This window comes from Parahaliea maris (assembly GCF_008064665.1).
GTDB lineage: Bacteria > Pseudomonadota > Gammaproteobacteria > Pseudomonadales > Halieaceae > Parahaliea > Parahaliea maris.
The window spans coordinates 25,917-40,505 of the sequence record NZ_VRZA01000007.1 but is presented as its reverse complement, the minus strand read 5'-3'; the positions used below and the strand labels follow the sequence as shown (position 1 = coordinate 40,505).

The window sequence follows — 14,589 nt, the reverse complement described above, 5'->3', positions numbered from 1 at the left end:
CCAGTATTTATCACGGAGCCAGCACCCCATGGCGCAAGAGTCATTGGAAAAGAGCAAGATCAAATTCCTCCTGCTGGAGGGCGTTCACCCCTCCGCGGTGGAGACCCTGCGTCAGTCCGGCTACGAAAACATCGAACTGCACCAGAAAGCCCTGCCCACCGAGGAATTGAAGGCGGCCATCGCCAGCGCCCACTTCGTAGGTATCCGCTCGCGCACCCAGCTGACCGAAGACGTCTTCGAGGCGGCGAAAAAACTGGTAGCCGTGGGCTGCTTCTGCATCGGCACCAACCAGGTCGACCTGGCCGCAGCCACCCAGCGCGGCATCGCCGTGTTCAATGCGCCCTTCAGCAATACCCGCTCGGTGGCGGAACTGGTCATTGCCGAATCCATCCTGCTGTTGCGCGGTGTGGCGGAGAAAAACGCCGCCGCCCATAGGGGTAAATGGCAGAAATCTGCCGCCAACTCCTTCGAAATCCGCGGTAAAAAGCTCGGAATCATTGGCTACGGCAATATCGGCATGCAGCTGGGCGTGATCGCCGAGAGCCTGGGTATGCAGGTGCTGTTCTACGATGTGGTGAACAAACTGCCGCTGGGCAACGCCCGCCAGGTTCCCAGCCTGAATCAGTTGCTGTCCCAGGCCGACGTGGTGAGCCTGCACGTGCCGGAAACCGCCAGCACCCAGGACATGATCGGTGCCGAGCAACTGGGCCTCATGCAACCCGGCAGCATCCTGATCAATGCCTCCCGCGGTACCGTGGTCGATATCGAGGCCCTGGCCACCGCCCTGCGGGAAGAGAAACTGGCCGGTGCCGCCATCGACGTCTTCCCGGTAGAGCCGCGCTCCAATGAAGAGGAATTCGTCTCGCCCCTGCGCGAGTTCGACAACACCATTCTCACCCCTCACATCGGTGGCAGCACCGTAGAGGCCCAGGAAAACATCGGTATGGAAGTGGCGGAGAAGCTGGCCCGCTACAGCGACAACGGCACCACCACCTCCGCGGTCAACGTGCCCGAGGTAGCCCTGCCGAGCCATGCCGGCAGCCACCGACTGCTGCACATCCACCACAATGTGCCGGGTGTAATGAGCGCTATCAACACGATCTTCTCCGAAAATGCCATTAACGTGTCGGGCCAGTACCTGCAAACCAACGACAAGATCGGCTACGTTGTCATCGATATCGACGCCGAATACTCCGACATCGCCCTGCAGAAGCTGGCCGCCGTAGACGGTACGATCCGCACACGCGTACTATTCTGAACTAGCCTCAAGGCGCCCTGCACCGGGGCGCCGCCCGATGACAGAGACCACCGCGCCCTTGCCCGATTCCGCGAAAGACCAGTTCCTGTCCGAGATGGTGAACGAGCACCAACCGGCACTGGAAAAGTACCTCGCGCGCAAAATGGACAACCCCGACGATGCCGCCGAGGTCGCCCAGGAGGCGTTCCTGCGCCTGCACCGACTGGAGTCCCCGCAGACGCTGGACAACGCCCGCGCCTTTCTCTACCAGGTTGCCACCAACCTGGCGGTGGACCAGTTGCGCCGGCGCAAACTGCATTTCCGCTTCCTCAAGATCGAGGGCGGACAGGCCAGCGAAGGGGAAGCGGTTGACCTGAATGCCGGCGGCGCCTCGCCGGAACAGATCCTCGGGGCCAGGGAGAAACTCAGCGCCATTTACAGCGCCGTGGAGGAACTGCCCCTCAAAGTGCGCCAGGCCTTCCTGCTGCACCGGAAAAGCGGTCTGTCCTACAACGATATTTCGCGGGAGATGGGTGTATCCGTGTCCAGCGTGGAGAAGTACATACTGCAAGCCTTGCAACATTGCAGGAAGCGCCTGGCGAGTTATTATCCCGGCGAAGAAAATTCTCCGGAAAACTGATTTTTTATTGAGGGAACCGACGGCTGAACCGTCACACTAATACAAACAACAACCTTGTAGCCGAGTAGGGATTTACCGCTGCCTCCGCAAGGGTAACGGACGGTTACACAGGAAACCATAACGTAGTCGAAACGCATGGAAAAGTTCGAACAGGATTGTGACGCGGCGCTGAGCTGGATTGCCCGCTTCCGCTCCGGCCAGGTTGAAGAGGGCGACAGGCAGGCCTTCGCCCTGTGGCTGAGCGAGGACCCGGCCCACGGCCGGGCGATGGACTCCATGCAGGAACTCTGGGACGACCTCGGCAGCCTGCAACACATGCCGGAATTCCCCCAGGCCGAATCGCCCTCCCGCCGTCGCTGGATTGGCGCCTCGATGGCCGTTGCTGCCAGCGCGCTGGTGGCCATGGTCCTGCTGCCCCGCTTTGAGGCCAGCCAGCCAGAAGCGCAGTACTTCCAGACCGCGCTCGGTGAACAGCGCACGATCACCCTGGACGACGGCTCCCGACTCACCCTGAATACCGATACCCGGCTCTCCGCCAGCATGGGCGAGGAACTGCGCCATATCGAACTGCTGCGTGGCGAGGCCTTCTTTGAAGTCACCTCCAACAAGGAGCGGCCCTTCGAAGTCGATGCCGGCAGCACCCGGGTCACGGTGGTGGGCACCGCCTTCAACGTATTCCGCCGCAGTGAGACCACCAGTGAGATTACCGTCTCCGAGGGCGTGGTCAGGGTCAGCGAACAGGACACCCCCGCAAGCCGGGCTCCCGCTACTGAAATCCTGCATGCCGAACAGCGACTCGTCGCCAGCCAGGATGGCTTCAAGGCATCGGCCGCCGGCGACATCCGTCCGCAGCTGGCCTGGCGCGACGGCGAACTGGTCGCCCGCGAAATGCCGCTTTCACAGCTCGCCGCCGAGCTGGAGCGCTATCAGAAGACCCGCATTCTCATCGCCGATCCCTCGGTAGCCGCCCTCACTGTGTCGGGCGTATTCCAGCTCAATCAGCCGCTGGCAGTGCTGGATGCCCTCGAACGCAGCATGGAGATTCGGGTCGCCCGGATCGGCGCCGACACCCTGCAGTTGCTCCCCGCCGCACAGTAAGATATAACGTGCCCTTCGGGTCCAGACGTGGTCCCGAATATCCTGAAAATTCATAGGCTTGCATACAGAGGGCCTCAGGGGCAGCATGCTCGGCAATCGCGGGAGGTGGCACACTTGCACCCGGTCTGCCCTCTTGGGGCTGCTGGCGTGTGCCCGTCTGTCTTTCGCTGACGATGGCAGTGACAGCGAGCGCTTCCGCATCGATGCCGGCTCCCTCGCCGACGCCCTGATCCAGTACAGCCAGCAGAGCAACCGGGCGATCGTGTTCTCCGACCGCCTGACCCGCAATATGTCCGCCACCCCGCTTATCGGGCGCTATAGCCAGGAGCAGGCACTCGACACCCTGCTGGAAGGCTCGGGCCTCGGCTGGGAACTGGTGAATGATCGCATCATTGCCATCTACCCGCTGATGTGCGGCGGCCAGGACTGTGACGATGCCGCGGAGACGGCGGCCAATAATCCCGTCTTTGTGCCCGGCATCGAGGAAACCTATGTCTACGGCAACCGCCTGACCGGCTCCCGCATCCGCCGCAGCAACTACAGCGGCGCCGCCCCGGTCGACGTGTTCCGGGCACCCGAGATCGAACTCAGTGGCGCCCAGTCGCTGGGTGAACTGCTGAAATTTGTGCCCGCGGTGGTCGGTAACTCCACCAGCACCGCCATTGCCAATGGCGGCGACGGCACCGCCAGTGTCACCCTGCGGGGCCTGCCCGCCAGCAATACCCTGATCCTCATCAACGGCCGGCGGGTGGCCAACGACGGGCTCGCAGGCGAATCCGTGGACCTCAACAGTATTCCGCCGGCGGCGGTGGACCGCATCGAAATCCTCAAGGACAGCGCCTCGGCCATCTATGGCTCCGACGCGATCGCCGGCGTGGTCAATGTGATCATGAAGCAGGACTTTCGCGGCTTCCTGGCAGAGACCTTTTACGGGCAGACCGGCCGCGGCGACCTGCAGACCCGCACCAATACCCTGCAATACGGCAGTGCCCTGCCCAATGGGTCCCTGTTCCTGAGCGCCTCGCTTTATGAGCAGGACCCGATCTACAGCCGCGACCGGGACGTTTCCAGCAACGCCGACGCCCGCAACCTCGGCGGCTCCGACCAGCGCTCCAGCGCCACCCCCGACGCCAGGATCGTCCTCCCGGATGGCAGTACCGTGATTGCAGACGGCGGCGGTTATCGCCCCGCCGGCCCCGAAGACCTGTTCAATTACCAGGCCTTTACCACCGCAGTAGTGCCGCTCGAACGCAGAAGCCTCTACGGCAATGTCAGCTATGACTTTACCGAGCAGGTGACCGGGCTGCTTGAAATGACCTACCTGGAAACCGAGGCCGCCGCAGCGCTGGCCCCGACCCCGGTGTTCACGGCTTTTGAGCAGACCCCCATCATCTTGTCAGCTGACAACCCCTTCAACGATTTTGGTCAGGATATCAGCGACGTTCGGCGCCGATTGGTGGAGTTCCCCCTACGTCAACAACACAACGACTCCGAGGTCATGCGTTTCAATGCGGTGATGGAGGGGCTCTACGATAACTGGAACTGGGACGTGGGCTTCAACTGGAGCCGCTCCAAGGCCAGCGAAACCACCTCCAACCTGGTCAATGCGGATAACCTGCGGCGGGCCCTCGGCCCGGCAGCGGGGTGCCAGGGAATGGCTGTCGACGGCTGCGTCCCCGTGGACCTCGCCGGCCCGGTCGGCAGCATTAATGATGAGCAGATCGATTATCTGCTCGCCAATGGGACCGTCAGCGGCTATAGCAAGCTCAGCACCATCAGCATGAATTTCAGCAACGCCCTGCTGCGCCTGCCGACCGGCCGCGGGGATCTCGCCTTCGGCGTGGAGTACCGCCAGGAGTCGACAGCCAAGCGACCGGACGCCCTGCTGGCCAACACCGGCACCATCGGCGCCACCAATTTCGAGGCCACCTACGGAGAACGGCAGATCGCCGAAGTCTATGCGGAGACCGCACTGCCACTCTGGACGACTGACAACGGCCGCCGGTCCCTCTACCTGGATGGCGCCATTCGCTACTCCGACTACAGCGACTTCGGCGACAGCACCAACCCCAAACTGGGCTTGCGCCTGCAGCTGGGCCCGACACTGCTGCTGCGCACCGGTTACGCCATGGGCTTCCGGGCGCCCAGCCTCAACGAACTCTACGAGGGAGCGGCGGAGGAACAGGCCTTCATTGATGACCCCTGCACACAACCGGCGAATGCATCCCGACTTCCCGGTTGTCGCGGCCTGCAGGCGGACCCCACTCGCAACCAGTTCCTGACCGTCAAGGGTGGCAATCCCGAACTGGAGCCGGAAACGTCTGAGAGTTACAGCGCCGGGGCGGTGTGGTCGCCTTCTCTCCTGGACGGCCTGCGGCTCAGCGTCGATCTGTTCCAGATCGAGCAGGAGGATGTCGTCGCCTCCAGCGCCCAGTTCATCGTCAACCAGAACGCCCGCTTCGGCAGCTTCAGCGGTAACGTCACCCGGGACGCGGCCGGCAACCTGGTGCTGGTGACCGCCAACAATATCAACGTGGGGCGACGGCGGGTCCGCGGTGCCGACTTCGGCCTGACCTATCACCTGCCGCGGCAACGCTGGGGCCAGCTCTCGCTGACCGGAAGCGCCACTTACCTGCACGAGTACCTGGCGCGCCTCGATGCCTCCGCACCGGAACTCAATCTGGCGGGCACCTTCCGCGACGAGGCTTCCGAGGGCCTGGGTGGCATCCCTGACTGGAAGTGGCAACTGGGGCTGCGCTGGGACCACAAGCGCTGGCGGGCCAGCACCGACCTCCACCACGTCGCCAGCATGGAGGAACTGGTCCCTGGCAGCAATCGCACCCGGGACATCGACGCCTGGAGCGTCCTCGACCTGCAGCTCAGCTACACCTTCGACCTGCTCGCCGGGCTGCGCTGGTCACTCGGGGTGGACAACGCCCTGGATGAAGACGCCCCACTGGCGGCCTCGGCCTTCAATGACAATATCGACGGCCGCACCCACGAACTCAAGGGCCGGTTCTGGTACACCCGCCTGAGCCAGCGTTTCTGATCACCTCATCACTCTCTTCTGCAATGGAGGCCCCATGCGCCGACTGACCGTTATCTGCCTGCTCCTGGTGGCCGGCTCCGCTGGCGCCCAGGAAAAGGACTTTCCCGGCGTCGAAAAACTGATGTCCAGTGAAGACTACCGCGCTGCCGGCCTGCACAAACTCAACCCCGATGAAATCGAAGCCCTGAACCAGTGGCTGGTGTCCTACACCGCGGGTGAAGCCCAGGCCCTGCGCAACACCAGCGAGGAAGTGAAACAGGCGGAACAGGACATTCGCATCGAGGCCCGGATCAAGGGCGACTTTCGCGGCTGGAGTGGGGATACCCTGTTCTCGCTGGACAACGGCCAGGTCTGGCGCCAGCGCCTGGAGGGCCGTTTTGCCTACAATGGCGATGCCCGGGAAGTGGTGATCGAGAAGAACTTTTTTGGCTACTACCGCCTCACCCATGTCGCTACCGGTGCCTCCATCGGGGTCACCCGCATCAACTAGTAGCGACCAATAACTTCCGTACTGTCAGCAGCTTGCGGCCGCCTTTCAAGGCGACGAATTACGGTAATTTTGCGAGTTCCCGGCACAGAGTGTGAATATGTCACAAATGTGACCGGAACTTTGAGGAGAGCCCGCCGCAGTTCGTTTAATGTCCGTATCCAGTGGCACCAAGCCACGGGAAAAGCATGCTTAACATAAAGTACAGGGGTATTACTATGTTAGTGAAAAACCGTCTCACCATGGCAGTTTCTGCTGCCCTGGGCATGAGCGCGGCGGCCGTCCTGCCGTCTGTTGCCAACGCCCAGGATGAGCTGATGGTAGAAGAGGTTGTGGTTACGGGTTCCCGTATCCAGAAAGCCAACCTCGTCAGCACATCTCCCGTAACCCAGATCGACGCCGAAGCGTTCAAGTTCCAGGGCACCACCCGTGTCGAGGACCTGATCGCCGACCTGCCGGCTGTCTATCCCGGCAACTCCTCCGGTGACGCCAACGGCGCGACCGGTACTGCCACCATCGACCTGCGTAACCTCGGTGACAACCGTACCCTGGTGCTGATGAACGGCCGTCGTCTGCCGCCGGGTTCTCCCCAGGGTGGCGGCCAGGGTGCCGACATCAACCAGATCCCCGGCGCCCTGATCGAGCGCGTTGAGGTTCTGACCGGTGGTGCGTCTTCTACCTACGGTTCCGACGCCGTGGCCGGTGTTGTCAACTTCATCATGATTGACGACTTCGAAGGCGTGAAACTGGACGTTCAATACTCCGGTTACCAGCACGACAATGACAACAGCTTCGCCCAGGGCCTGAACGAAGACCGTGGTTTCGACTACCCTTCCGGCAGCGTCACCGACGGCGAGATCTCTGACATCTCCTTCGTGATCGGTGCCAACCTGGACGGCGGCCGCGGTAACGTTACCGCCTACGCCAGCTACCGTAACATTAACGCCCTGCGCCAGAGTGAGCGCGACTACTCCAACTGTGCCCTGGGTGGCGACGGTCCTGCAGATGCATCCTGCGGCGGTTCCTCCACTGTGCCCTGGGGTCGTTTCACCGACTTCGGCATCCTGGACGACGGCTTTGACTTCAGCGTCGGCGGCAACGGCAGCGAATTCGTGCCCTTCGACACGCTGTACAACTACGCGCCCGGCAACTTCTTCCAGCGCCCTGACGAGCGTTACACCGGCGGCGCCTTCGGCCGTTACACCATCAACGAGCACGTTGAAGTGTACTCCGAAGTGACCTTCATGGATGACCGCTCCAACGCCCAGATCGCGCCTTCCGGTGCGTTCTTCGTCACCAGCTCCCTGAGCTGTGGCAACCCCTTCCTGTCAGACCAGCAGTTCGACGCCATCTGTGGCAGCTACGGCCTGACCGAAGACGACCGCCAGACTGTGTTCATCGGCCGTCGTAACGTAGAAGGTGGTTTCCGTAACGACGACCTGCGTCACACCAACTTCCGCGGCGTATTCGGCGCGCGTGGTGACATCAACGACGTATGGCGCTACGACATCTACGGTCAGTACGCTGAAACCAGCTACGAGCAGACCTACAACAACGACCTGTCCAGCACCCGCGTAGCCCGTGCCCTGGACGCCACGGTTGACGCTGACGGCAACACCGTGTGTCAGTCCGTGATCGACGGTTCCGACCCGACCTGTGTGCCCTGGAACGTATTCCAGGAAGGCGCCGTGACCGACGAGATGCTGAACTACCTGTACCTGCCGCTGTACGCGCGCGGTACCGTAGATCAGAAAGTGATCTCCGGTTATGTTGCGGGTGACCTGGGTAACTACGGCATCCAGCTGCCTTCAGCCGATACCGGCCTGAACCTGGTAGTCGGTTCCGAGTACCGTTCCGAGAACCTGGACTACAACCCGGACAGCGGCTTCCAGAGCGGCGACGGTGCTGGCCAGGGCGGCCCGATCCTGGCGGTTAAAGGCGGTTACGACGTAACCGAGTTCTTCGCCGAGTTGAACATTCCGATTGTCGAGAACGCAGCCTTCGCCAAGGAACTGAGCCTGGACCTGGGTTATCGTTACTCTGACTACTCCACCGACATCACCACCGACACCTATAAGGTGGCAGGTGCGTGGGCCCCGACCGACAGCCTGAAGATGCGTGCCAGCTTCAACCGCGCTGTACGTCACGCCAACATTCGCGAGCTGTTCCGTCCGCAGTCTCTCGGCCTGTTCGACATGAGCGAAGACCCCTGTGCCGGCGCTAACCCGACGGCTACCTTCGAGCAGTGTGCCCGTACCGGCGTCACCCAGGCCCAGTACGGCAGCATCGCCGACTCCCCCGCGGGTCAGTACAACGAGATCACTGGTGGTAACCCCGAGCTCGCACCGGAAGAGTCCGACACCTACTCCGTGGGCATCATCTACAGCCCCGAGTTTGTTGAAGACCTGACCGTAACCGTCGACTACTTCGACATTGAGATCACCGGCGCCATCAGCTCCATCAGCTCCGGCACCATTCTCAATAACTGTCTGGAAACCGGCGACGCCCTCTACTGTGACGCGGTTAACCGCGGTGAGCAGACCGGTACCCTGTGGATCGGCACCGACAACGTCAGCTCCATCGACGAAAACATCGGTTTCTACAGCACCAAGGGCTTCGACATCCAGGTCGATTACACCCTGGGTCTGGGTGACATGGGTAGCCTGGCGTTCAATAACGTCGGTACCTACCTGACCGAGTGGGATCAGCAGGAGTTTGCTGGTGAGGCCGTAGAGGACTGTCTGGGCATCTGGAACAGCACTTCCTGTGGCCAGCCAATCTTCGAATTCCAGAACAACCTGCGGGCTACCTGGATGACTCCCTGGCAGATGTCTCTGAGTGCTCAGTGGCGTTATGTCGACTCCATCGAAGATGGTGACGGCGGCAACTGGGACTTCGACGACATGAACTACTTCGACCTGTCCGCCATCTGGGACGTGACTGACATGATGAGCCTGCGTGCCGGTGTCCAGAACGTGACCGATGAAGAACCGCCGATCGGCCCGGCTCCCGGCCCGTCCGTACGCGGTAACGGTAACACCTTCCCGGGCACCTACGACGCCCTGGGTCGTTACTGGTTCGTTGGTGCGACTGTCCAGTTCTAAGCTGGTTTAACACTCGCCGCGAAACAGGACCAGTCGCCTCCGGGCGGCTGGCTCCAACAACAAAGCGCGAGTTATTATCACGGCCAACTTATGTTGGCCGTTTTTTATTGTGCGGCGGAGTGGCTGCCGCACAATAAAAAACGGCCCGGAAAAATATCCCCATGACAAATACCCAGGATTGGCAGAGCTTCTGGCAGCAGGCCAGCTCCCAGGGCAAGGACGATAGCGGTATTCGCGACGCGGCCCTGCAACAACTTTGGGCCGACTGGCTGGGCGCCGAGCTGAAACGCCGGCCCGCCCCCGTCCGCGCGCTGGATCTCGCCTGCGGGGACGGCGCCCTCAGCCGGCAATTGATGACCATTGCCGGCGACCGCGCCCTGGAGTTGACCTGTGTCGATATTGCCGACGCGGCACTCGCCGCACTCGCGAAACACCTGCCCGGCGCACACACTGTGGTCGCCAGTGCTGCAGCAACCGGTCTCGACGCCGGCAGTTTCGATATGGTGATCAGTCAGTTCGGCGTCGAGTACGCCGGCTCGGAAGCCCTCAACGAAGTCGTTCGCCTGTTAGCTCCGGGGGGCAGCCTTGCCCTGCTGCAGCACAAGAAGGGGAGCGCCATCGACGCCGAAAGTGCGGCGGCGGTCGAGGCCATCACCCGGACACTGGAAAGCGGTCTGCTGGCTTCCTTCCGCTCCCTGCTGGAAAGGGCCCGTGCCCTGCAACTCGGGGAGGGCACGATGGAGAGCTGCGAGGAAGCCGACCGCGACCTGGGGCCGCGCGTCGCGCAGGTCGCCGGACTGCTAAAGGATAGCGCGCCCAATCCGGCCTCGGAGGTTATCCTGAAAATGTACCGGGACGTCGCCCGGATTTACCAGAACATGGGACATTACGCCCCCACGGAAGTCATTCCCTGGACCCACACCGTAGAGAGCGAACTGCGGGCGTTTGCCGGGCGCATGAGTTCCATGGTCGAGGCCGCCCTGTCGGAAGAAGCACTGCGGGCCAATGGACAGCGGCTGGAGGCCGCTGGTCTTGGCCTGGTGCGCTGCGAGGGTGTGGCGCTCAGTGACGGCCGTGATGGCGCCTGGCTGACGGTGGCTCAACTGCCGGGGTAGGCGTCTACCGCCAGCAGCAATTCCGAGACCCAATGACGTTCTTCCTCACTGAGCTCGGGCCGCCAGATATCAAACAGCAGCACCACGCGATCCTGCCCACTGCGATTGTGGGCCTCGTGCTCCATGCTGTCGTCGAAGATCAGTAACTCACCCTCTCGCCACTCGCTCTGCTCGTTGCCCACCCGGAGGTGACCGCAGTTCTCGGGCACGATCAGCGGCAGGTGGCAGATCAGGCGGGTATTCAGCACCCCGTGATGGGGCGGAATCACCGCGCCGGGGGCCAGCCGGGAGAACAGCGCGGACGGCGTCTGGCCCGACACTTTCGGCAGCGGCGCCGCCGCCAGGGCTGCAGCCGTTGCCGGACAGCGGTCCAGGTTCTCTTGCACGGGAGCACCATCGCGCCACAGGTAGAAGGCGCTCCAGTCCATATTGCCCAGTTGACTACTGTCGTTCAGTTGCGGCCCCTGCCCACCCGCTTCCAGGTAGGGGCTGAACTGCCCCTCTTCCTGCATGAGCGCAAGCAACTCGCTGCGGATGGCAGCGGTTTGCGCCTCCACTTCGGCAGCCCAGGGAAACTCCTCCCGATCGTAAAAATAGCGCTGCGGCAGGCCCGGGAAATAAAACCGGGTCGGCTGCTGGTAATGAACCGTCTTGCGTCCCAGGGCGATATCCAGGGATTCTGCAAAACGGCCACTGGCCTCGGCGTTATAACCCCGCGATTCGAGGCTTTGTAGAAGGTAGTCCTCGTACGCCTGTGCCGCCTTGTTGCTCACTGCCTGCGCCCGTTGCAGACCCTGCAAAACGTCCTGGGGGATCTCCCGCAGGCCGGCGGCCACTCGCAGAGCGCCCTCATAGAAACTCAGGGCGACACGGCTCTGCCCCATCCGGTCAAGGTGATCGGCCTTGAACAGCAGTGCGCGCAGGTTGCGCGGCTCCAGCATCAGGGCCTGGTCGACCGCCGCCAGCGCATCCTGGGCCTTGCCCTGGTTGACGCAGGCGAAGGCCAACGCCAGGCAAGTGGAGGCATCTGCCTGGCCACTGGACAGCACCTGTCGAAAAGCGGCTTCGGCCCCCGCCCCGTCACCCGCTCGCAGAGCGGCGAGACCCTGCTGCATCAATTGCTGGCTCACGCCGCGTCTCCCAGCGCCTCGCGCAGTGGGGCGAGGCACGCACCGAGGGCCTGTACCCGGTCGTTGGCATGGGTATAGATGGGCTCGCGTACCTGCACGGAACTGGCGGTACGCACCGCACGCTCGGTGAGTTCGGGATTGAGGCAGGCCGCCTCGCAATCCATACCCACGGCCTCCAGCAGGGCGGGAATCTGCTCCGCCGGACTGGCCACCAGCTGTTCATAGTCCAGATGGTAAATCCGCCCCGGCAGCACGGCATCCCAGTGAGCCATCAGTTCCTGGTATCGGCGGTAGTAGGCGCCAAGATCGCTGAGACTGTCGGCAAAGGTGTGTGGCTCGGAGAAGCGGGTACTGTAGATCGACCAGCAGTTGGCCAGCGCGTCACGACGGCAGTGAATAAACTTTGCCCTCGGGAACAGGGTGGCAAGCATACCCACGCAGAGGTAGTTCGCTGGCATTTTATCGACCACCCTGCGGGCGCGGGGGGCCAGTTTCCGCAGGCGACTTTCGAGGTCCCGAGCGACGCGGCGTCGGGTGCTGGCGTCAAGGCGGGCGAAGGCCGCGGCAAACACCTGCTGGGTCTGGCGCTCCATGTCGCCGCACAGGTTGCCGACCATGCGCAGCTCTCCGGCACCGTGGACGGCGCTGTGGCTGGCGAGGATCTGCTCGACCAGACTGGTGCCACTGCGGGGCAGACCAAACACGAATACCGGCAGCTCGCTGTCGTCGCCTGCGTCGGCATTGGCCTCGATAAACTCGCGACTGAACACCTGCTGGATAGCGTCAAAATAACGCGCCGCCGCATCGATACTGAAACGGCGGTCGCCACGCTGGATACGATGGGCCTCGCCGAGCAGCTCCATACACCGCTCCGCCTCACCACGCTGTTCCGCCGCCCGGGCCAGGCCCCAGGCCAGGTCCCGGCGCTCGGGAGAGCCGCTGCGGCTGCGGGCATAGGCCTGGCTCAGCGACTTGTACTCGGCCTCAAAGGCGTCCGGCTGGCGGTGGTCACGCAACTGCGCCAGCGCGCAGTGGGCCAGGGCGTAATCCGGGTCGAGCTTGATCGCCCGCTGATAGGACTGCGCTGCCTGTTCCAGCTGGCCCAGGTCGCGCTGGGTGTTGCCCAGGTCATTCCAGGCCGGCGCATTGCGGCTCTTCAGCTCCACGCTGCGCTGCAACTCGCGCAGGGAGAGGTCGAGGCGATCGGCCTGGTAGTAGAGAAAGCCCAGTGTATGATGGGCCGGCGCGTAATCCGGCCGGGTACGCAGTATGCTGAGGAATTGCTGTTCGGCTTCCTGGAGTTTGCCCTGGCGGTGCAGGGCCACACCCCGGGCCAGAGCCTGTTTGAGCGGGTCTTGTCGGTTTCGGGACATTGCGGCGTCTTGCAGCGGATAAAGGTTGCGATTCTACCAGAAGCGGACTGCAGACCGGGCGATCGGCGATCTAATAGTTGGCCAGCAGTTCCAGCTTGTGGTTGTAGCGCTCCAGGGCCTCGCCCTCCGCCAGCTCTGCCGCCTGGCGGAAGCGTTTTTCAGCCAGCCAGTAATCCCCGAGCTGCAGGTGAGTCAGCCCCAGTAAACGGTAGATCTCGTGATCCCGGGGGTGCCGACGCAGGGCGTTCAGCAACAGGTCCTCGGCCTCGTCATACTCGGCTCTGGCATAGGCCTCCTCCGCCAGGTGGAAGAGGTAGTAGGGGTTGCGGGTGCGGAACAGTTCCACCCGCTCCCGGTAATAGCGCGCCAGCTCATCCTCTCCCTGCCCGTCGTAGAGACGGGCCAGGTTGCTCGACGCGACCGGCTCGTCGTCGATCCCGATCGCAACGAGGTAGGCGGATTCCGCCGCCGTTTCCTGCTCCAGCCGGCGGAAAAGAGTGCCGAGATTGGTATAGAAGTAGCCCGTCCCCGGACGCAGTTGAATGGCCCGCTTGAACTGCATGAAGGCGCGCTCGTAATCGCCCTCGCCCATCCAGTGCACCCCCATATTGTTGTGGTAGCGGGCCAGCGCCTCCCGATCTGTCAGCTCCCGTCGGTGCAGGTCGCGGCTGTAGTCGTTCAGGTTGAAGTCCACCACCTGCTCGTACCCCGGCAGGTCGATCACCGCATTGATGTGCAGGTTCAACAACCAGGTATCACCACGGGCGGCCCAGCTCGGCGGCACCTCGACTTCCTGGAATTTGGCGTTCACACCGGCCTCCCGGGCAAGGGCGACGAACAGGTTGGTGAAGGACATGCAGTTGCCTTCCCGGGAATAGAACGCCTCCTCCGCCGTGAAGGTGAGGAAATTGTTGTAATTGAGGTTGAGGCCGTCATCGAGAATGGCGCGCAACAGGAGCTCGATCTTGCGCCGGTCGTTCACACCCATGTCCGGCACGTGCTGGTGGACAAAGGCCCGCATGTCGTCGTTCACCGCGAGCAGGTCGACCGCGGGAATCGGCTCCGGGTGCAGGCCGAACTGGCTGCCCTGCAGCAGTTGCTCCGGCGTGTAAGCCGGTGCACGGGCAATCGGTGACTGGCTGGCGCAGGCGGCCAGGGCAAAGATGACGAACACCGGGGTAAACAGGCGCACTAGCAGGCAGGTAATCATGGCGGGCCCTCGCGCTGTGTTATGTATTGGCCTTGGGAAAAGTCTAGCACTTTCCCCTGCGCCGCACAGTGCCCGGAGACTGTAACGCTGCTGTTACACTGGCCCGCATGCAATTGCTTCATAGGTGATGGCGGGCGACTTGTATA

At 62.8% G+C, this 14,589-nt stretch carries 10 protein-coding genes; 7 read left to right on the top strand and 3 right to left on the bottom strand.

The window, feature by feature from the left end; all coding sequences use genetic code 11:
- The first annotated feature begins 28 nt into the window (after nucleotides 1–28).
- From serA to FV139_RS17035, 7 genes are all read left to right on the top strand, one after another.
- Entirely contained in the window at nucleotides 29–1,258 is a 1,230-nt protein-coding gene (serA, locus tag FV139_RS17065) for a phosphoglycerate dehydrogenase (protein WP_148069691.1), read from the top strand.
- 37 nt (nucleotides 1,259–1,295) lie between these two features.
- Nucleotides 1,296–1,877 carry an RNA polymerase sigma factor gene (locus FV139_RS17060; RefSeq protein ID WP_148069690.1) on the top strand — a complete coding sequence of 194 codons (582 nt, stop codon included), beginning with the start codon at nucleotides 1,296–1,298 and terminating at the stop codon, nucleotides 1,875–1,877.
- Between the two features lie 135 nt (nucleotides 1,878–2,012).
- The gene (locus FV139_RS17055; RefSeq protein ID WP_148069689.1) at nucleotides 2,013–2,975 is read left to right on the top strand and encodes a FecR family protein; all 963 of its coding nucleotides are present in this window, start codon (nucleotides 2,013–2,015) and stop codon (nucleotides 2,973–2,975) included.
- Between the two features lie 133 nt (nucleotides 2,976–3,108).
- Complete coding sequence (locus FV139_RS17050) at nucleotides 3,109–6,024, top strand: TonB-dependent receptor (RefSeq protein WP_187276604.1); 2,916 nt, start codon at nucleotides 3,109–3,111, stop codon at nucleotides 6,022–6,024.
- Nucleotides 6,025–6,058: 34 nt separating this feature from the next.
- Nucleotides 6,059–6,514 carry a hypothetical protein gene (locus FV139_RS17045; RefSeq protein WP_148069687.1) on the top strand — a complete coding sequence of 152 codons (456 nt, stop codon included), beginning with the start codon at nucleotides 6,059–6,061 and terminating at the stop codon, nucleotides 6,512–6,514.
- Nucleotides 6,515–6,729: 215 nt separating this feature from the next.
- Nucleotides 6,730–9,615 carry a TonB-dependent receptor plug domain-containing protein gene (locus FV139_RS17040; protein ID WP_148069686.1) on the top strand — a complete coding sequence of 962 codons (2,886 nt, stop codon included), beginning with the start codon at nucleotides 6,730–6,732 and terminating at the stop codon, nucleotides 9,613–9,615.
- A 161-nt stretch (nucleotides 9,616–9,776) separates the two neighbouring features.
- Nucleotides 9,777–10,730 carry a class I SAM-dependent methyltransferase gene (locus tag FV139_RS17035; RefSeq protein ID WP_148069685.1) on the top strand — a complete coding sequence of 318 codons (954 nt, stop codon included), beginning with the start codon at nucleotides 9,777–9,779 and terminating at the stop codon, nucleotides 10,728–10,730.
- Here the strand turns inward: FV139_RS17035 and FV139_RS17030 are convergent.
- From FV139_RS17030 to FV139_RS17020, 3 genes are all read right to left on the bottom strand, one after another.
- Nucleotides 10,715–11,860, bottom strand: a complete 1,146-nt coding sequence (locus FV139_RS17030; RefSeq protein ID WP_148069684.1) for an aspartyl/asparaginyl beta-hydroxylase domain-containing protein — start codon at nucleotides 11,858–11,860, stop codon at nucleotides 10,715–10,717. The two genes, FV139_RS17035 and FV139_RS17030, sit on opposite strands and share 16 nt — an antisense overlap.
- Nucleotides 11,857–13,233, bottom strand: a complete 1,377-nt coding sequence (locus tag FV139_RS17025) for a tetratricopeptide repeat-containing sulfotransferase family protein (protein WP_148069683.1) — start codon at nucleotides 13,231–13,233, stop codon at nucleotides 11,857–11,859. Before FV139_RS17025 ends, FV139_RS17030 begins: the two co-directional genes overlap by 4 nt.
- Before the next feature lie 70 nt (nucleotides 13,234–13,303).
- Nucleotides 13,304–14,443, bottom strand: a complete 1,140-nt coding sequence (locus FV139_RS17020) for a tetratricopeptide repeat protein (RefSeq protein WP_148069682.1) — start codon at nucleotides 14,441–14,443, stop codon at nucleotides 13,304–13,306.
- Nucleotides 14,444–14,589: the final 146 nt, after the last annotated feature.